The organism is Comamonas fluminis (genome assembly GCF_019186805.1).
GTDB lineage: Bacteria > Pseudomonadota > Gammaproteobacteria > Burkholderiales > Burkholderiaceae_C > Comamonas > Comamonas fluminis.
In genome coordinates this window covers 2,218,876-2,237,102 of the sequence record NZ_CP066783.1, presented here as the reverse complement: position 1 = coordinate 2,237,102, position 18,227 = coordinate 2,218,876, and the positions used below count along the sequence as shown (strand labels likewise).

Sequence of the window (18,227 nt, the reverse complement as noted above, 5' to 3'; positions counted from 1 at the left end):
CGCACCATACTTTTGCGCATAACCTGCAACGAAATTTCGAACAGGCTCAGCGCATCCAGTTCGGATTTCCGAACACTCAATCAGCGCTAACCATGGCGCGCACGTCCTCTGGCAGCTCTGTCGCCTTCTGGCGCGGGAAGTCCACCCAGATCACCGTCCCGCCACCCGCTGCGCAGATCACGCCCGGCTGGTTCACGCGCTCCATCGTTGCCCAGGTCTCAAAGGTGGTGCGCGCCGGGTTGCTGACAAACATGCGCAGCAACACCTCGTCCGGATAGCTGAGCTGCTGATAGAAATTGCAGAAGGCATTGACGATGACCGGCCCCTGCGCGCCGGGATCGGGGTTGACGCCGATGCTGCTCATCCAGTCAATACGCGCCGTCTCCATATAGCGAAAATACTGAGTGTTGTTGACATGCCCCATGGCATCCATATCGCCCCAGCGCACCACAAACCGCGTTTCATAGACCAGTTTTTTGTGCTCAGGAATCTCAATTTTCATAGCAGCCTGCCTCCTTATTCATTGAGCTTGAGCAGTTTTGCATACTCCGCCCGTTCTAGTTGCTTTGAGGGATGGCGCCGCTTTGCCGCGCCACTAGCCTAGAGACTTTGCCGCAATTGCGAGTCAGAGACTGTCCCCTGTTCTGCACGTGCGTGCGGGTGTCACAGCATAGAATCGCCCGCATTGCGGTTTTTGCAACATCTTTGCAACCTGACCGCGCAGCCAGCTTTCCCAATTCATTATTCAAGCGAGACTCTCCCGATGACAAACGAAGAAATCCTGGCCCAGTTCGGCCCGCGCGAAGCCATGGAATATGACGTGGTGGTAGTGGGCGGCGGCCCCGGTGGCCTGGCCACCGCCATCCGCCTCAAGCAGCTGGCGGCAGAAAAAGGCCAGGATGTCTCCGTTGTCGTGCTGGAAAAAGGCTCCGAGCCTGGCGCCCATACGCTGTCCGGCGCCATCATGGACCCTCGCGCCCTGACTGAGCTGATCCCTGACTGGAAGGAAAAAGGCGCGCCGCTGAACCAGCCCGTGACCGAAGACGCCATGGTCTTCCTGGGCGAGAAAGCATCGCTGCGCACGCCTAACTGGCTGCTGCCCAAGTGCTTCCACAACGAAGGCAACTACATCGTGCGCCTGGGCTATGTCACCAAGTGGCTGGCCGAGCAGGCTGAAGCCCTGGGCGTGGAAATCTTCCCCGGCTTTGCGGCTGCCGAAGTGCTCTACAACGAAGACGGCTCCGTCAAGGGCGTGGCCACCGGCAATATGGGGGTGGGCAAGGATGGCGAGCCTACCGGCGACTTCCAGCTGGGCATGGAACTGCACGCCAAGTACACCGTGTTTGCCGAAGGCGCACGCGGCCACCTGGGCAAGCAAGTCATTGCCAAGTACTCGCTGGACGCCAACCGCGACCCGCAGACTTACGGCATTGGCATCAAGGAACTGTGGGAAATCGACCCCGCCCGTCACAAGCCTGGCATGGTGGTGCACACCGCTGGCTGGCCCATGAAGAGCGACACCTACGGCGGCGCTTTCCTCTACCACCTGGAAGACAACCTGGTCACGCTGGGCTTCATCACCGGTCTGGACTATTCCAACCCCTACCTGTCTCCTTTCGAGGAAATGCAGCGCTGGAAGACCCACCCCAACATCCGCTACTACCTGGAAGGCGACGAAGCCAAGGGCATCAAGCCCGGCAAGCGCATCAGCTACGGCGCCCGTGCCATCACGGCGGGCGGCATCTCCAGCCTGCCACGCTTTGTCTTCCCCGGCGGCGCGCTGGTGGGCTGCGAAGCCGGTTTCCTGAACGTCAGCCGCATCAAGGGCAGCCACGCAGCCATCAAGACCGGCATGCTGGCCGCCGAAGCCGCCTATGACGCCCTGGTGGCTGGCCGCCAGCACGATGAGCTGAACGCCTATACCCACGCCTTTGAAAACAGCTGGCTGTATGAAGAGCTGTGGAAGGCGCGCAACTTCAAGGCCTGGTTCAAGAAGGGCCTGACTACCGCTTCCATCATGAACGGCCTGGAGCAGTTCGTGCTGCGCGGCAACATCCCTTGGACGCTGCACCGCAACAAGCCCGACCACGCCTACCTGAAGCCTGCGGCCGAGTGCACTCCTATCGAGTACCCCAAGCCCGATGGCAAGCTGACCTTTGACCGCCTCTCCAGCGTGTTCATCAGCAGCACCAACCATGCGGAAAACCAGCCTGCGCACCTGACGCTCAAGGACGCAAGCGTTCCCGTCAACGTCAACCTGGCCAAGTTCGCCGGCCCCGAGCAGCGCTACTGCCCCGCTGGTGTGTACGAGTTTGTGGAAGACGAAGCCACCGCTGGCAAACAACGCCTGCAGATCAACGCCCAGAACTGCGTGCACTGCAAGACCTGCGACATCAAGGACCCCACCCAGAACATCGTCTGGGTGACGCCTGAAGGCGGCGGTGGCCCGAACTACTCGGGCATGTAAACGCCTGGCTATTTGGCCTCTGCCCTCCCTCAAAAAGCCTGTGCTGCTGTTGCCGCACAGGCTTTTTTCATGCGCGGCCATTTTGTGCAGAGCTGGGCATGACCGAGATGCCGGAATCCGTCACCCCAATCTGGCACTGAGTGAATTTTTGTTACCGCAAGCATCCGGCCTCTCAAGCCGGGTTGCAGCGTCAGGCGCCAACGCCCAGCTTAGCCTTGCATGTTCAAAAAATAAGCAACCCGTATGAAATTCAGCCATCCAGCGCACCGACGCGCAGGAAAAATGCACACCACAACGCCATAAATGCCTTTGACGACGCAAAATTGCATTCACATTCCACGCATTGCCGCACTCTTAAACCATAAAAAACCTGTTTTCTGCAGCTTTCATGCCATTTTTTGGCAAATTCTGTATAGGGATAAACCGGGTTATGTGCGGGCGCAAGACAGGCGAAGCGGTGCAGTAGACTTTGCCGCAAGGCGCTGTGTATCCAATCGCAGCGGTCTTAATTCATCTGGAATACACAACAAACGCTGGAGATACACATGAAGCAGCAGTCTTGGGCCCGTCTGGGTGCAGTGGCCTTGGCAATTTCCGCCATCACCGGCGCTTATGCAGCCGACACCAAATCGGTGGCCGTGACCGCCATCGTTGAGCACCCCGCGCTGGACGCCGTGCGCGATGGCGTGAAAGATGCCCTCAAGGCCGCCGGCTACGAAGACGGCAAGAGCCTGAAGTGGCAGTACCAGAGCGCCCAGGGCAACACCGGCACCGCCGCTCAGATCGCCCGCAAGTTCGTGGGCGACAAGCCTGACGCCATCGTTGCCATCGCCACACCTTCCGCACAGGCCGTGATCGCTTCGACCAAGTCCGTGCCCGTGGTGTTCTCCGCCGTGACCGACCCCGTGGCCGCCAAGCTGGTGCCCAGCTGGGAGCCCTCCAAGAACAATGTGACTGGCGTGTCCGACCTGCTGGCGCTGGACAAGCAGATGGATCTGGTCAAGCAAGTGGCCCCCAACGCCAAGCGCATTGGCATGGTTTACAACCCCGGCGAAGCCAACTCCGCTGTGGTCGTGAAGGAACTGCAAGCCCTGCTGCCCAAGATGGGCTGGACACTGGTGACCGCTGCAGCTCCCCGCTCGGTGGACGTCTCCAGCGCCGCTCGCTCGCTGGTGGGCAAGGTGGATGTGATCTATACCAACACCGACAACAACGTGGTCTCGGCCTACGAGTCGCTGGTCAAGGTGGGTCAGGATGCCAAGATTCCTCTGGTGGCTTCTGACACCGACTCCGTCAAGCGCGGCGCCGTGGCTGCCTACGGTATCAACTACCGTGATCTGGGCGAGCAGACCGGCCGCATGGTGGTGCGCATTCTGAAGGGCGAAAAGCCCGGCGACATCAAGCCCGAAGTCTCCACCAAGATGGAACTGTTCGTGAACCCCGGCGCTGCTGAAAAGCAAGGCGTGAAACTGTCCGACGCCCTGGTCAAGGCCGCTGCTACGGTGGTCAAGTAAACCCCCAACCTGTCGCTAGCGTTGCCCCGTGCAGCGCCAGCACAGCGGCAGGTGCCGTGGCAACATGGCCCTGCCGATTTTTTTAGACGTCTGCCGCGCCTGTCGCTCTCTCTATGTCTTTATTTTCCGTACTCGGTGCCATTGAAATTGGCCTGATCTTCAGCCTGGTGGCGCTGGGCGTCTTCATCTCGTTTCGCTTGCTGCGCTTTCCCGACCTCACGGTCGATGGCAGCTTCCCGCTGGGCGGCGCTGTCTGCGCCATTCTGATTTCCACGGGCACCAACCCCTGGCTTGCCACGCTGGCTGGCACGGCGGCGGGTGCTGTTGCAGGCCTGATTACCGGCTGGCTCAACGTCAAGCTCAAGATCATGGACCTGCTGGCCTCCATCCTGATGATGATTGGCCTGTACTCCGTCAACCTGCGCATCATGGGCGGCCCCAATGTGCCGCTGATCAATGAACCCACGCTGTTCACCATGCTGCAGCCCGAGAGCGTTCCTGACTATGTGATGCGCCCCATCATCATGCTGGGCTTTGTCATCGTGGCCAAGCTGGCACTGGACTGGTTCTTTGCCACCGAACGCGGTCTGGCCATTCGCTCCACCGGCTCCAACGCCCGCATGGCCCGCGCCCAGGGCGTGAACACCGGCGCCATGATCTTGCTGGGCATGGCCATCTCCAACGGTCTGGTTGGCCTGGCAGGCGCACTGTTTGTGCAGACCCAGGGCGGCTCTGATATTTCCATGGGCATCGGCACCATCGTCATCGGCCTGGCCGCCGTGATCGTGGGCGAAACCATTTTGCCTTCGCGCAAGATCATCTGGGCCACGCTGGCCGTGGTGCTGGGCGCGGTGGTCTATCGCTTCTTCATCGCCGCAGCGCTCAATATCGACGCCATTGGCCTGAAGGCACAGGATTTGAACCTGGTAACTGCCGTGCTGGTGACCATTGCGCTGATCATTCCGCAAATCAAGAAAAAAATGGGCAAGCGCAAGTAAAGAAGGAATGCGGAGAACACCATGCTGAACGCACAAAACCTGGAACTGACCTTCAACCCCGGCACGCCCATTGAGACGCGTGCCCTGCGCGGCCTGTCGCTGTCCATCCCTGACGGGCAGTTCGTCACCGTCATCGGCTCCAATGGCGCGGGCAAATCAACGTTTCTGAACTGCGTCTCTGGCGACCAGAGCGTGGACAAGGGCAAGATCGAAATCGCCGGTATCGACATGACACGCATGCCCGTCTGGAACCGCTCCAAACAAGTGGCCCGCGTGTTTCAGGACCCCATGGCGGGCACCTGCGAAGACCTGTCCATCGAAGAAAACATGGCTCTGGCGCATGAGCGCGGCAATTTCCGTGGCCTGTCCAAGGCAGTCAAAGCCTCCAACCGCGAGCTGTACCGCGAGCGTCTGGCCACGCTGGGCCTAGGCCTGGAAAACCGTTTGACCGACCGTATCGGCCTACTCTCGGGCGGCCAGCGTCAGGCCGTGAGCCTGCTGATGGCGGCGCTGCAGCCCTCGCGCATTCTGCTGCTGGACGAGCACACCGCCGCGCTGGACCCGCGCACCGCAGACTTTGTGCTGCAGCTCACAGACCGTATCGTCAAGGAAGCCAAGCTGACCACCATGATGGTGACGCACAGCATGCGCCAGGCGCTGGACGTGGGCACGCGTACTGTCATGCTGCACCAGGGCAATGTGGTGCTGGACGTCAGCGGTGAAGAGCGCGCCAAGATGGATGTGCCCGACCTGCTGCATATGTTCGAGAAGGTGCGCGGTGAAAAGCTGGCGGATGACGCCCTGCTGCTGAGCTAAACCCAAGCCCGGCCATTACTATCAAAACAAGAGCTTCCAGCGCTTATCCAACAAGCGCTGGAAGCTCTTTTCACATCAAACGGGTTCTCAGCAAGTTTGCGGTTTCAGAGCCTTAAGCTGCGGCTTGCGCCCCATAGCGGCGCAGACCAGCAGCGCCACCAGCGCAATCACCGCCGTGCCCCATTCCGCATGCTGCAGGCCCAGCGCATTGGCTTGACCCAAGGCCTGTGCGCTGACTTCGCCTGCCGCCCGCAACTGCGCCACCGGCCGCGCCGCCACCATGACCAGCACTGCCAGCCCCAGCGCCGCACCCACCTGCTGGGCCGTAGCCGCCACGCCAGAAGCCACGCCCTGCTGCTGGGGCGCAATGCCCTCGCCCACCAGCACCCACATGCCTGTCCAGCTGGCGCCCTGACCAATGCTCATCACGATAAAGCCCGGCACCAGCCACCAGTAGTTGCCTGCCAGCGGCAGCACAGCAGCCGTCCAGACCAAGCCCAGCAGACCCGCAGCCCAGCCCGCCATCAGCACGGTGCGGGCGCTGCGGCGCGCCAGGCCACGTTCCGCCCAGCGAATACCTGCGGTGCAGACAATGGTGGGCAGCACAAAGGCCAGCCCCGCCTGCAGCGGGCTCCAGCCCAGTACCTGCTGAAAATACAAGCCCAGAAAGTAGTACTGCACGCCATAGCAACTCATGAACAGCAGCGTCAGCAGCATGGCCTGCTGCAGCCCGCGCACTTTCAGCATGGCCAGCGGCATCAGTGGGGCAGCCACCCGTTTTTCAATGGCAAAGAAGGCGGCCAGCGCCAGCCCTGCCACCAACAGCACGGCCAGCGTGCGCGCATCCAGCCAGCCCCACTCAGGCCCTTGCACCAGCCCCGTCACCAGCAGGCTGCTGCCCAGCGTGACGCTGATACAGCCTGCCACATCAAAGCGGCGCTGCTGGCGCAGCACACTGGGCATGGCGGGCAGATAGCGCAGCGCCGCCAGCGCGCAAGGCCAGGCCACCGGCACCAGCACCCACAGCACCCAGTTCCAGCCCAGCCATTGCGTCAGCACACCACCCAGCAAAGCGCCTGCTGCCAGACCTGCCGCGCTGGCCATGCTCCACACCGCAAGCGCCCGGTTGCGCTCGGCGCCAGGGCGGTACAGCGTGTTAATCATGGCCAGGGTTGCCGGAAACAATAGCGCTGCCCCCACGCCCTGGGCGGCCCGGGCCGCAATCAGCAGCCATGCCTCCGTGGCAAAACCGCCCGCCAAAGATGCCAGGCCGAACAGCGCCATGGCCAGCACATACATGCGGCGCTGGCCCAGCAGATCGGCGCAGCGCCCGCCCAGCAGCAGGCAGCCGCCAAAGGCCACGCTGTAGCCGCTGATCACCCATTGCAGATGGTGCGGCGCCAGTTGCAGGTGATGCCCCATGGCGTCCAGCGCCACAAAAACAATCGTTGCGTCCAGCGCAATCATGAGCTGGGCCAGTGACAGCAGCGCCAGCGCGGCGCGCGGATAGTTCAGCCGGGGCGGCGCAGTGGCTGCTGCGCCAGTCTGCTGGCGGGGTGGGAGGTTGTTTGCGTGATCCATCACATCGGTCCTTCTTCTCGAAAAGGAGCAGCTACGGGCCCAGCCGCCGTGCGGCGCGAGATCCGTGAAAACAGCTCCAGAGCGTGCTGCATTGCAGGTGCAGCAGAAATGACCGGTCAGGCAGGCATCGTATTTAATTCAAATTCAAAGATAAATATAAAAATCATGTTTAACTAATGCATATACGCATCAATAAGAGCCGCTAACACCACCCAGCAAACCGAAGGTTTGCGGTTGAGACGAGGTGCGAAGCCGCAGGCAGTACAAAAGTACGACAAGGCTTCGTTACGACGTATCAAGGGTTGTGTTAGCGGGCCAAAAGCGCCATAGCCATGGATCTGAACGCCGTACACATGCTGGTCAAGGTGGCCGAGTGCAAAAGCTTTACCCAGGCTGCGCACAGTCTGGGCACCACGCAGTCCCGCATCTCGCGCACGATTGCGCAGCTGGAGGCCGAACTGGGCACGCGGCTGCTGCATCGCAACACGCGCAATGTCTCACTCACACCCGACGGCTGCACCCTTGTGGACCGCAGTGCGGCGCTGATTGCCGGACTGCAGGAGGCCCGCGAATTGCTGCTGGAGCGCCGCTGCGAACCCAGCGGCGTGCTGCGCATGAGCGCGCCATCCGTGCTGGGGCGCGTGGTGCTGACGCCACTGCTGGGGGCGCTGATGGACCGCTATCCCGAACTGCAGATTGACGCCAGCTTTACCGACCGCGTGGTGGACATGGTGGACGAAGGCTATGACGCCGCCGTGCGCATCGGCCCGCTGGCCGACAGCCGCATGATTGCGCGCAGTCTGCCGCCGCTGCGCTGGGTGACCGTGGCCTCCCCCGCCTATCTGCTAGCCCATGGCACGCCGTACACGCTGCAGGAGCTGGCCCAGCACCGCTGCCTGTCGGTCTATAACCATTACCGGGGCTTTCTGGTGCCTTGGCAGTTCCAGGCCGAGGGCGAGCAACCGCTGGACTGGGTGCCACCGCACTCCATCCGCTTTGACAGCGGTGACCCCTTGATTGAAGGCTCTCTGGCCGGGCTGGGTGTGGCACAGGTCATGGAGTTTGCTGTGCGCGAGCACATAGCCAGCGGCAAGCTGACCCCCGTGCTGACCCAGCTCGAAGGCCGCAGCCGCGAGCTATCGCTGGTCTACCCCCGCACCCGCCATGCATCGCCCAAGATCAAGGCGCTGGCAGAAGTGCTGCTGGCGCGCGAGCAGTGGTAGTGCTCTGCGGGCAGCGCCATGCATGCCCTTGCCTGCCTTCTTACCTTGGCCCCAAAGTCCTGCGTACAAGCAGCTCCGCTCACTGCTATCAAAAATCATAGCTGCCAGCGCTTTATTTAAAACGGATACAGGCCTTTTCCCTATTCAAACATCATCAAACGCCATTCGCATTCATCGTTTCAGCGAATGAATACATTCAATATGACGAATAAATAGTTCATATCGACAAAATATGAAACCCCAGACACCTGCTGGTTTATGTCTGAAATCTGACGATTTGACGATGGTTTAAACAAGATTTGCATCGTCAGAAATTTCCATAAAGCAGCAATAAATCAATCACTTAGGTATTTCCACAGATCAAGCCCAGCCCTCGCAGACGCCGCCAGCGCACAGGCTTTCAGCAAATCGCTCACAATCTGCACCCATTCGGTAGCCGCTGAAAGCGATGCTTGTCATCGCCGATTGCGCGTACAGCGTTGAACTCTGATCGGCGGACTTCTTCTGACCGGCACTTCGCACGGCTTGAAGTTCCGCCCACAACCAACATCCTTCATGAGCGATAGCCAATCAACAACTGCCAGCGGTGGGCTTCACCGCAGCCTCAAGGCCCGCCATATGTCGATGATCGCCATTGGCGGCTCCATCGGCACGGGCCTGTTCGTGGCCTCTGGCGCAACCATTTCGCAGGCTGGCCCCGGTGGCGCCCTGCTGGCCTACATGATCGTGGGCCTGATGGTTTACTTTCTGATGACCAGCCTGGGCGAAATGGCCGCGCACATGCCCGTGTCCGGCTCGTTTGCCACCTATGGCGCCAAATATGTGGACGAAGGCTTTGGCTTCGCCCTGGGCTGGAACTACTGGTACAACTGGGCTGTGACCATCGCGGTGGACTTGGTGGCCGCGCAACTGGTCATGGCCTACTGGTTCCCAGATATCAATGGCGTGCTGTGGAGTGCGCTGTTTCTGGCGCTGATGTTTGGGCTGAACGCCTTGTCCGCACGCGGCTTTGGTGAGTCGGAATTCTGGTTTGCCGCCATCAAGGTGACCACGGTGCTGATCTTCATCGCCATTGGCGTGATGATGATCTTCGGCATTTTGCAAGGCGGTGCACCCGATGGCATCTGGGGCAATATTGCCAACTTCACTGCGGGCGATGCCCCCTTTGTCGGCGGCTTTGCAGCGCTGATTGGCGTGGCTATGGTGGTGGGTTTCTCCTTCCAGGGCACCGAGCTGATCGGTATTGCCGCTGGGGAATCCGAAGACCCCGCCAAAAACGTGCCACGCGCTGTGCGCAAGGTGTTCTGGCGCATTTTGCTGTTCTACGTCTTTGCCATTCTCATCATCGGCCTGCTGATTCCTTACACCGATCCCAAGCTGCTCAAGAATGACCTGGGCGACATCGCCGTCAGCCCATTCACACTGGTCTTCGAGCGTGCCGGCCTGCTGGGTGCAGCGGCGGTGATGAATGCCGTGGTGCTGACCTCGGTGCTGTCCGCCGGTAACTCGGGCATGTATGCCTCTACCCGCATGCTGTATGCGCTGGCGCAGCAGGGCATGGCGCCCAAGATCTTCGCCAAGGTCAATTCCCGCGGCGTGCCCGTGCTGGCACTGATTGCCACCACGGTGATTGCTGCCCTGTGCTTCCTGACCAATATCTTCAGCCCAGAGGTGGTGTACGTCTGGCTGCTGAACCTGTCGGGCATGTGCGGTTTTGTGGCCTGGCTGGGCATTGCCATCAGCCACTATCGCTTCCGCAAGGGCTGCGAGGTGCAGAACTACGATATGAACAAGCTGCCCTACAAGGCCGCAGCCTTCCCCTTCGGCCCCCTCTTTGCGTTTGTGCTGTGTCTGGTCATCACGCTGGGCCAGAACTACGAGAACCTGGTCAAGGACCAGATCGACTGGGTGGGTGCCATTGCCACCTATATCGGCCTGCCTCTGTTCCTGATCATCTGGTTTGGCTACAAGTGGCGCAAGGGCACAAAGATCGTGGCCTACAAGGATATGGATCTGCGGGGCAGCCGCTGAGCACGCCTCTTACCCCTTCCTTCTCTCACAAGGCAGCACTGGCAAACGGTGCTGCCTTTTTTGTTGACCTGACTCAAGCCATATAGCTATACATGCAGGCTATGTAGTCTTGTCAGACGATTCGGAAATAAGCAAATAACCAAAGAATCAGATCGTCGCTACTTCACACAACAAGAGACATGAAGCAAAAGAAACTGAGTGCTGTATTGGCTGTGAGCCTGGGTCTGCTGGCTGCAGGAGCCGCCTTCGCCAAAGTACCTGCCGCCGAAGCCGACAAGCTGGGCAAAGAGCTGACCTGCACCGGCGCCACCAAAGCTGGCAATGCCGATGGCAGCATCCCCGCCTTCACCGGCAAGATTCTGGGCGTGCCACCCGGCGTGAAGTTCACCAAATCGGTGGGCCAGTTCCAGCCCGATATCTACGCCAATGAAAAGCCGCTGTTCGAGATCACCGCAGCCAATATGGCGCAGTACGGCGACAAGCTGAGCGATGGCCAGAAGGCGCTGCTCAAGAAATTCCCCACCACCATGCGCATTCCGGTTTACCCCGGACACCGCGACTTCCGCTATGACGACGAGATCTGCGCCGTCGTCAAGCACAACGCGCTGGAGGCTGAAGTCGTCAACGACGGCAACGGCGTCAAGGGCTTCATGGGCGCTCTGCCCTTCCCCATCCCCAAAACCGGGCTGGAGCTGTTCTGGAACAACATGATTCCCAGTCGTGCCAGTACGGAAGACGTGGAACGTGATTTGGCGCTGGTCGGCGCAGGTGGCGATGTGGCCTGGGGTCGCACAAACTATGTGCAGCTGAGCCGCTACGACTCCAAAGAAAGCCTGGGCAAGCCCAACGAAGGTAAATACGCCTGGGTGACCAACTTCACCATCCTGCCCGAGCGTGAAAAGGGCAGTGTGATTCTGTCCATCGAGCCCATGAACTTTGGCACCGACAAGCGTCTGGCCTGGAACTACGACCCCGGCACCCGCCGCGTACGCCAGTTGCCCGAGTTTGGCTATGACCAGCCCTCTCCCGGCTCCAGTGGCAAAGTGACCATCGATTCGGACCGTCTATTCAATGGTGCACCCGACCGCTATGAATGGAGCATGCAAGGCAAGCGCGAAATGTTCGTGCCCGCCAATGCTTTCCGCATCCACCAGCAGATCAAGTACGCCGACCTGATCAAGCCCGGCCACCCCAACCCCGCCTACACCCGCTACGAACTGCGCCGCGTGCTGGTACTGGAAGGCAAGCTCAAGCCCAACTACCGTCACCTTTACTCCAAGCGCGTGATGTTCATTGACGAAGACACCGGCCACGCCGTCTCGGGTGACTTCTACGATGCACGCGGCCAGCTGTGGCAGCACGGCGAGATCAACTACTACTACGCCTACGACATCAAGAAGTGGCACGCCGGCACCTCGTTCTACTACGACCTGAGTTCTGGCTCCTACGTGGCATACAACCTGTTCCAGGAACGCCCCAAGGCGCCAATTCTGGGCAAGGACAACCTCAAGCCCAGCCAGTACACACCAGAAGCCATCCGCAATCTGGGCAACTGATGCAGACATAAAAAGCCGGTGGACCACCACTGCGCGCACGACACCGGGCTTTACCGCCCCGGTGGGAAGAGAGGCCACTGGCCTCTCTTTTTTTATGTCTCCCCATCCCGGAAACGAGGTCGAAAGCGACGTCTAACGCCCATTTAGGCCAATGGCGATGCTAGGATAGAAGCACATAAATGCTTTCAAATTCATAGCATTCGGCGCATACCCAATATACGATCAAGCGGATTTCAACGTGAGCATCATTCTCAAGCAGCCTTTGACCGGCCCTGCCGCCTGGCGCGGTGCAGACCTGGCGGGCGACCACTCCTGGATTCATCCGCTTTGCGCAGAAACCATTGCCGCCATTGATGCAGCGCTGGCCCAGGTCAAGCAGCGCGGTCTGAGTTTTCCGCAGTTCACACGGGAAGACTTTCCTCTGCCCGAAGCGGTTCAACAGCAGTTAAGAGCGCATTCTGAAGAACTGGAAAACGGCAAAGGCTTTCTGGTACTGCGTGGCCTGCCCGTAGAGCGTTATACGGACGAAGACATCCACATCGTCTATTACGGCCTCGGCCTGCACATGGGCCAGCCCGTGCGTCAGAACCCACGCGGCGATCTGCTGGGTCTGGTCATGCATGTGGGTGACGCCAGCAAGAAAACCACCCGCGTGTATGAGACCAACCTCTACCTGCCCTACCACTCGGATCCTTCGGACGTCGTAGGCCTGCTGTGCGTGCGCAAGGCCAAGAGTGGTGGCCTGTCCAGCCTCATCAGCGTGGCCGCCATCTATAACGAAATTCTGCGCACCCACCCTGAGTATCTGGGCCTGTACTACCGCCAGTGGTATTTCGAGCATCTGTGCGAGCCCCAGCCCAGCCTCTCGCCCATCTTCAGCTTTCACCAGGGCAAGCTCAGCTGCCGCTATCTGCGCCAGTACATCGAGCTGGGCCACGAGATTCGCCAGCTGCCACTGTCGCAGGTTGAGGTTGAAGCTCTGGATCTGTTCGACAGCCTGATTCACGACCCGGCCCTGAAGCTGGACATGATGCTGGAGCCCGGCGATCTGCAGTTTGCCAACAACTATGCCGTGCTGCACTCGCGCAATGGCTTTGAAGACTACGAGGCCCAGGAACAGCGCCGCAAAATGCTGCGCCTGTGGCTGAAGATGCCCAATGCGCGCCCGCTGGCGCCAGAGTTTCCGGGCCGCAATGGGTTTCCTCAAGCAGAGCAGCAGACCGCCTGAACCTGTTGCTACCCGTCCCTCTAAACGCCGAGCGGAAGCTCGGCTTTTTTGAGGGTACGCAGCACAAAGCAAGACTGGCTGTGCCTGATGCCCTTGATCTTGTAGAGTTTCTCACGCAGCAGCCGCTCGTAGTCCCGCGTGTCCTTGACCACCACGCGCAGCAGATAGTCATATTCACCAGAGACCAGATGCGCCTCCACCACTTCGGGAATGGTGGCCAGCACCTCGCCAAACTTCTCCAGCGTGTTGTCTGAGTGGCTGTCCAGCGTCACCATCACCAGCACGGAATCGGCCAGCCCCAGCGCCTGTGGGTTCAGGCGCACGGTGTAGCCCTCGATCACACCCAGCTCTTCCATCTTCTTGATTCGTGTCCAGCACGGCGATGCACTCAGGCCAACGGCTGCACCGATTTCTTGCAGGCTGGCACGTGCATTGGCCTGCAAAACAGAAAGAATCTTTTTATCCAAGCTATCCATATCCGTGAATTTACCGCCATTTCTTCATGGACAGAATATTTTTCTGTAGCAAGCCAATATTTGCAGAATTTAAAGCAACATTTTCTGCACTGCAACATGCACACTTGAGTCCATGGAAGCACGTTTACCGACGCAGCAACCCCATTCAACATGCCCCGCTGTTTATCGTCAGCATCTGGTTGGTTGATCTGCAGCCCGCACACGCAACAGGCCGCACCACTTAAGCACAGTGGTGCGGCCTGTTGCTTTGGGGACGATGATCCACAGCAGCGAAGCCCTGGCGCGCCGATGTGCGGCCTGCAGCTTCACGCGCCCAGCCAGAGGTTTACTGCGGGGTCAGCACCACGTTCACCACCTTGTAGTTGTAGCTGTAGACATCGCCTTTCTTCACGCGCTCTTCATAGGCGGCTTTGGCTTTTTCGTAGTTCTGTCGCTGAATCTCCAGCACCATCTTTCCGCTGGGCGGCTGTGGCGGCGCAATTTTTTCGGTGGAGTCATAGACCACGGTGCCTGTGACCTTGAACTGGGTGTCAACGCTGTGGACCTTGGCGCTGGCGTCCCGCAGCTCGATCTCGGAGCTCTTGTAGCGCTCTGGCATGAAGATCGAATTGGCGTTCTTGCCAAACGGCAGCATGATGTTTTCCAGCGTGGCATTGACAGGATCACTCATCGAGCTGGGCACCAGCACCAGCGGGGCCACGCCATTCGAGACCAGCGTGAAGCGGGTGGGCTTCAGATAGCCCACCATTTCCACCTGCTTTCCATTGAAGTCGTAGCTCGTCTTGATTTGCTCTGCCACCTTGGAGGTTGCCGAGTCTCCGCATCCCGAAAGCGCCACCACAGCGCCCACCATCGCAGGAGCCAGCCACAACTTCAATGTCTTCATTTCGTCATCCTTATGTATAGAACGTAATGCCTGCCCTTTCATCCGCTGTGCACGACGGAAAGAGACGGGGAAAGCCCAAGTCTCCATTATTCAAATAACAAATCAATATAAAAATTCGATAGTTTTTGAAATAACTTGTTTACGCGACCCCAGAACGAAAAAATCCTCCAGAACCCATGTTCCTGGAGGATTTCACTGCGAGGACCGATTTCTTCAACCCGGACTTCGCCAAATTCAGTAAAAAAGGCCTGAAGCCATTACCCAATCAGGGAGCCACGCTCTCACTTTCGAACTTTTTCCAGGCCACTTTGCCGCCGCTGGACTTGTCCATCTGCTTGAGTACATCGTCGTGTGCTTCCAGCTCCTGCGCATTGGCCCGCAGCACTGGCAGCTTGATGCTCTTCAAATCCAGCGAAGGCATGGCAATCGCACCGGCGCCAGCAGCCTGCTCAGGCTCCTCGGCCATCAGAAGCGCATCCTGCCCGCGTGTCAGATTGATATAGACATCGGCCAGCAGCTCCGCATCCAGCAAAGCGCCGTGCAAGGTGCGGCTGGTGTTATCAACGCCCAGACGGTCGCACAAGGAATCCAGCGAGTTGCGCTTGCCGGGGTACATCTCCTTGGCCATGACCAGGGTGTCAATGATGTTGCCCACGCATTGCTTGAGCAATGGGCGCTTGGCCAGCTTGAGTTCGCTGTTCAGAAAGCCCACGTCAAACGGCGCATTGTGAATGATGAGCTCCGCGCCCTGCAGATACTCCCAGATCTCGTCGATCTTCTCTTCAAAACGCGGCTTGTCGGCCAGGAACTCGGTGGTGATACCGTGCACACGCAGCGCATCCGGGTGGCTGTCACGGCCGGCATTGAAGTACAGGTGCAGGTTGTTGCCTGTCAACTTTCGGTTGACCAGCTCCACACAGCCCAGCTCAATCAGGCGATCGCCATCTATGTGCGACAGGCCCGTTGTTTCCGTATCCAGAACAATTTGGCGCGACATTCAATTTCTTTCCGTTGAGGCTACAACACGCCAAAACTGGCACAACCCAAACCAGGACACCGCGCAAGGGCCGCCCCGCCGCGCTGGTGTCGTCCCCCTCCCGTAGCGCAAAGCGCGTAGAGAGAGGGGGAAGCGGCGCAGCCGCTCAGGGGGTCAGTGATTTTCCTTCGCGTGGTTAATGGAGTACTTAGGAATCTCCACCGTCACATTCTCGCGCGCCAGAATGGCCTGGCAGGACAGGCGCGACTGAGGCTGCAGGCCCCAGGCCTTGTCCAGCAGGTCTTCTTCCTCTTCTTCTGCCTCGTTCAGAGAGTTGAAGCCTTCCTTGACGATGACGTGGCAAGTCGTGCAGGCACAGCTCATGTCGCAGGCGTGCTCGATGTTGACACCGTTATCCAGCATGGCTTCGCAGATCGATGTGCCAACAGGGACTTCGATTTCCTTGCCTTCGGGGCAATATTCAGCGTGGGGAAGAATTTTGATGATGGGCATATTGTTCTGCTTATGAATTAAATGGAGTTCAGGTCTTTACCGGCCAGCGCCTTTTGAATGCTGCGGTTCATGCGTTCGGCCGCAAACGACTCTGTTCCCTTGGCCAGATCCTGCGTGGCAGCTTCCACCACAGCGGGGTCGTCGCTGCTGACTGCAGCGCGCAGCGCGGCCATCAGGGCGTCGATGCTGGCTTGCTGCTCGGCGCTGAGCACATCGCCATCGACATCCAGCGCGCTCTGGGTGGCCAGCAGCATGCGGTCAGCGTCCACACGGGCTTCTACCAGTGCGCGGGCCTTCATGTCTTCCTGCGCCGTGGCAAAACCGTCTTGCAGCATGGCGGCAATCTGATCGTCCGACAGGCCGTACGATGGCTTGACGTTGATATGCGCTTCCACGCCGCTGATCTGCTCCTTGGCGCTGACGGCCAGCAGGCCGTCGGCATCTACGGTGAAGGTTACACGAATGCGCGCTGCACCAGCCGCCATGGGCGGAATACCGCGCAGCTCAAAGCGCGCCAGCGAGCGGCAATCGGCCACCAGATCACGCTCACCCTGCACCACATGAATGGCCAAGGCGGTCTGGCCGTCCTTGTAGGTGGTGAAATCCTGCGCACGCGCCGTAGGAATGGTTTCGTTGCGCGTGATGATGCGCTCGGCCAGACCACCCATGGTCTCCACACCCAGCGACAGCGGAATCACATCCAGCAGCAGCAAATCGCCAGCGGTGTTGTTGCCTGCCAGCTGATTGGCCTGAATGGAAGCGCCCAGCGCCACCACTTCGTCAGGATTGAGGTTGGTCAATGGCTCGCTGCCAAAGAAGTCGGCTACGGCCTGACGAATCTGCGGCATGCGGGTGGATCCACCCACCATGACCACGCCCTGCACCTCATCGCGGCCCAGGTCCGCATCCTTGAGTGCGCGGCGCACGGCAGACAGGCTCTTTGCAGTTAAGTGCGCCGTCAGCGCAATGAATTCCTCGCGCTTGACATCAAATGTCACCGAACCCGAAGACAGATCAGCGCTGAACGCTACAGTTTCTGAATCTGTCAAAGCCTGCTTGCACTGGCGAGCGGCCAGACGCCAGGTGGTCTTGTCGGCTGCGCTTTGCAGCTGGGTGCCGGTCTTCTCAGCCACCCAGGCCGCCAGCGCATCGTCGTAATCGTCACCGCCCAGAGCCGAGTCACCGCCGGTAGCGATCACTTCAAACACGCCTTGCGACAGGCGCAGCACCGAGATGTCGAAAGTGCCACCGCCCAGGTCATACACGGCATAAACACCCTCTGCCGCGTTGTCCAGACCATAGGCAATCGCCGCCGCCGTGGGCTCGTTGATCAGGCGCAGCAGATTGATGCCAGCGAGCTTGGCCGCATCCTTGGTGGCCTGACGCTGTGCATCATCAAAATATGCAGGCACGGTGATGACGGCGCCGTACAGCTCATCGTCAAACGTGTCTTCCGCACGAAAGCGCAGCGTGGCCAGAATTTCGGCGCTGATTTCCACGGGCGTCTTGACGCCATCCACCGTCTCGATCGCGATCACACTGGTGTCGCCATCGGCCTTGAAGTGGTAGGGCAACTTTTCGGGCGACTCGATATCACCGAGGCTGCGCCCCATGAAGCGCTTGGCAGAGCTGATGGTGTTGGCCGCATCCGCTGCCTGCGAAGCCTTGGCATCAAAGCCAATCTGGCGACGGCCCATTTCCATATAGCGCACCACCGAAGGCAGCAGCACACGGCCCTGATCATCGGGCAGGCATTCCGCCACGCCACTGCGCACGGCCGCCACCAGAGAGTGCGTTGTACCCAGGTCGATACCGACGGCGATGCGTCGCTGATGGGGGTCGGGAGATTGACCGGGCTCGGAAATCTGCAAAAGCGCCATGAAATTCTTCTTTTGAAATATCAGAGGCCAGTGCGACTGGCCTGCTCAAGATGGGTACGCATCCGCAGACGATGAATCCGGG

General features: G+C 59.6%; 15 protein-coding genes. 8 read left to right on the top strand and 7 right to left on the bottom strand.

Translation table 11 applies throughout. The features are described 5' to 3' along the window. Window positions 1-76: 76 nt before the first annotated feature. Complete coding sequence (locus JDW18_RS10655; protein WP_218243578.1) at window positions 77-502, bottom strand: acyl-CoA thioesterase; 426 nt, start codon at window positions 500-502, stop codon at window positions 77-79. A gap of 261 nt (window positions 503-763) precedes the next feature. Here JDW18_RS10655 and JDW18_RS10650 point away from each other — a divergent pair, with 261 nt between their 5' ends. From JDW18_RS10650 to JDW18_RS10635, 4 genes are all read left to right on the top strand, one after another. After that, window positions 764-2,467 carry an electron transfer flavoprotein-ubiquinone oxidoreductase gene (locus JDW18_RS10650; RefSeq protein ID WP_218243577.1) on the top strand — a complete coding sequence of 568 codons (1,704 nt, stop codon included), beginning with the start codon at window positions 764-766 and terminating at the stop codon, window positions 2,465-2,467. 545 nt (window positions 2,468-3,012) lie between these two features. After that, complete coding sequence (locus tag JDW18_RS10645; protein WP_218243576.1) at window positions 3,013-3,981, top strand: ABC transporter substrate-binding protein; 969 nt, start codon at window positions 3,013-3,015, stop codon at window positions 3,979-3,981. A gap of 113 nt (window positions 3,982-4,094) precedes the next feature. Beyond that, window positions 4,095-4,979: an ABC transporter permease gene (locus JDW18_RS10640; RefSeq protein ID WP_218243575.1), complete on the top strand. Its 885-nt coding sequence runs from the start codon at window positions 4,095-4,097 to the stop codon at window positions 4,977-4,979. 21 nt (window positions 4,980-5,000) lie between these two features. Next, window positions 5,001-5,795 (top strand): ABC transporter ATP-binding protein, encoded by a 795-nt coding sequence (locus tag JDW18_RS10635; protein ID WP_218243574.1) that lies wholly within the window; start codon window positions 5,001-5,003, stop codon window positions 5,793-5,795. An 87-nt stretch (window positions 5,796-5,882) separates the two neighbouring features. Here JDW18_RS10635 and JDW18_RS10630 read toward each other — a convergent pair whose 3' ends face one another. After that, window positions 5,883-7,376, bottom strand: coding sequence for an MFS transporter (locus JDW18_RS10630; RefSeq protein ID WP_218243573.1), 1,494 nt, complete (start codon window positions 7,374-7,376; stop codon window positions 5,883-5,885). A gap of 332 nt (window positions 7,377-7,708) precedes the next feature. Between JDW18_RS10630 and JDW18_RS10625 the strand changes: the two genes are divergently transcribed. The 4 genes from JDW18_RS10625 to JDW18_RS10610 all read left to right on the top strand — a co-directional run bounded on the left by JDW18_RS10625 (window position 7,709) and on the right by JDW18_RS10610 (window position 13,414). Then, window positions 7,709-8,599 (top strand): LysR family transcriptional regulator, encoded by an 891-nt coding sequence (locus JDW18_RS10625; RefSeq protein WP_218243572.1) that lies wholly within the window; start codon window positions 7,709-7,711, stop codon window positions 8,597-8,599. A gap of 555 nt (window positions 8,600-9,154) precedes the next feature. Then, window positions 9,155-10,630, top strand: coding sequence for an amino acid permease (locus JDW18_RS10620; protein ID WP_218243571.1), 1,476 nt, complete (start codon window positions 9,155-9,157; stop codon window positions 10,628-10,630). Between the two features lie 179 nt (window positions 10,631-10,809). Beyond that, window positions 10,810-12,186, top strand: coding sequence for a DUF1329 domain-containing protein (locus JDW18_RS10615; RefSeq protein ID WP_218243570.1), 1,377 nt, complete (start codon window positions 10,810-10,812; stop codon window positions 12,184-12,186). A 238-nt stretch (window positions 12,187-12,424) separates the two neighbouring features. Further along, window positions 12,425-13,414 (top strand): TauD/TfdA family dioxygenase, encoded by a 990-nt coding sequence (locus JDW18_RS10610; protein WP_218243569.1) that lies wholly within the window; start codon window positions 12,425-12,427, stop codon window positions 13,412-13,414. Between the two features lie 20 nt (window positions 13,415-13,434). Here the strand turns inward: JDW18_RS10610 and JDW18_RS10605 are convergent, their stop codons facing one another. From JDW18_RS10605 to hscA, 5 genes are all read right to left on the bottom strand, one after another. Then, window positions 13,435-13,890, bottom strand: coding sequence for an Lrp/AsnC family transcriptional regulator (locus tag JDW18_RS10605; protein ID WP_218243568.1), 456 nt, complete (start codon window positions 13,888-13,890; stop codon window positions 13,435-13,437). Between the two features lie 325 nt (window positions 13,891-14,215). Further along, on the bottom strand, window positions 14,216-14,776 hold the full coding sequence (locus JDW18_RS10600; RefSeq protein WP_218243567.1) for a hypothetical protein: 561 nt from the start codon (window positions 14,774-14,776) through the stop codon (window positions 14,216-14,218). A 265-nt stretch (window positions 14,777-15,041) separates the two neighbouring features. Then, window positions 15,042-15,773: a DNA polymerase III subunit epsilon gene (gene dnaQ, locus JDW18_RS10595; RefSeq protein WP_218243566.1), complete on the bottom strand. Its 732-nt coding sequence runs from the start codon at window positions 15,771-15,773 to the stop codon at window positions 15,042-15,044. 153 nt (window positions 15,774-15,926) lie between these two features. Next, window positions 15,927-16,265: an ISC system 2Fe-2S type ferredoxin gene (gene fdx, locus JDW18_RS10590; protein WP_218243565.1), complete on the bottom strand. Its 339-nt coding sequence runs from the start codon at window positions 16,263-16,265 to the stop codon at window positions 15,927-15,929. A gap of 17 nt (window positions 16,266-16,282) precedes the next feature. Next, on the bottom strand, window positions 16,283-18,145 hold the full coding sequence (gene hscA, locus JDW18_RS10585; protein ID WP_218243564.1) for a Fe-S protein assembly chaperone HscA: 1,863 nt from the start codon (window positions 18,143-18,145) through the stop codon (window positions 16,283-16,285). Window positions 18,146-18,227: the final 82 nt, after the last annotated feature.

Bases quoted from the DNA above. Each gene is read 5' to 3' on its own strand.
- JDW18_RS10655 (WP_218243578.1), bottom strand. From the start codon at position 502: ATGAAAATTGAGATTCCTGAGCACAAAAAACTGGTCTATGAAACGCGG.
- JDW18_RS10650 (WP_218243577.1), top strand. From the start codon at position 764: ATGACAAACGAAGAAATCCTGGCCCAGTTCGGCCCGCGCGAAGCCATG.
- JDW18_RS10645 (WP_218243576.1), top strand. From the start codon at position 3,013: ATGAAGCAGCAGTCTTGGGCCCGTCTGGGTGCAGTGGCCTTGGCAATT.
- JDW18_RS10640 (WP_218243575.1), top strand. From the start codon at position 4,095: ATGTCTTTATTTTCCGTACTCGGTGCCATTGAAATTGGCCTGATCTTC.
- JDW18_RS10635 (WP_218243574.1), top strand. From the start codon at position 5,001: ATGCTGAACGCACAAAACCTGGAACTGACCTTCAACCCCGGCACGCCC.
- JDW18_RS10630 (WP_218243573.1), bottom strand. From the start codon at position 7,376: ATGGATCACGCAAACAACCTCCCACCCCGCCAGCAGACTGGCGCAGCA.
- JDW18_RS10625 (WP_218243572.1), top strand. From the start codon at position 7,709: ATGGATCTGAACGCCGTACACATGCTGGTCAAGGTGGCCGAGTGCAAA.
- JDW18_RS10620 (WP_218243571.1), top strand. From the start codon at position 9,155: ATGAGCGATAGCCAATCAACAACTGCCAGCGGTGGGCTTCACCGCAGC.
- JDW18_RS10615 (WP_218243570.1), top strand. From the start codon at position 10,810: ATGAAGCAAAAGAAACTGAGTGCTGTATTGGCTGTGAGCCTGGGTCTG.
- JDW18_RS10605 (WP_218243568.1), bottom strand. From the start codon at position 13,890: ATGGATAGCTTGGATAAAAAGATTCTTTCTGTTTTGCAGGCCAATGCA.
- JDW18_RS10600 (WP_218243567.1), bottom strand. From the start codon at position 14,776: ATGAAGACATTGAAGTTGTGGCTGGCTCCTGCGATGGTGGGCGCTGTG.
- dnaQ (WP_218243566.1), bottom strand. From the start codon at position 15,773: ATGTCGCGCCAAATTGTTCTGGATACGGAAACAACGGGCCTGTCGCAC.
- fdx (WP_218243565.1), bottom strand. From the start codon at position 16,265: ATGCCCATCATCAAAATTCTTCCCCACGCTGAATATTGCCCCGAAGGC.
- hscA (WP_218243564.1), bottom strand. From the start codon at position 18,145: ATGGCGCTTTTGCAGATTTCCGAGCCCGGTCAATCTCCCGACCCCCAT.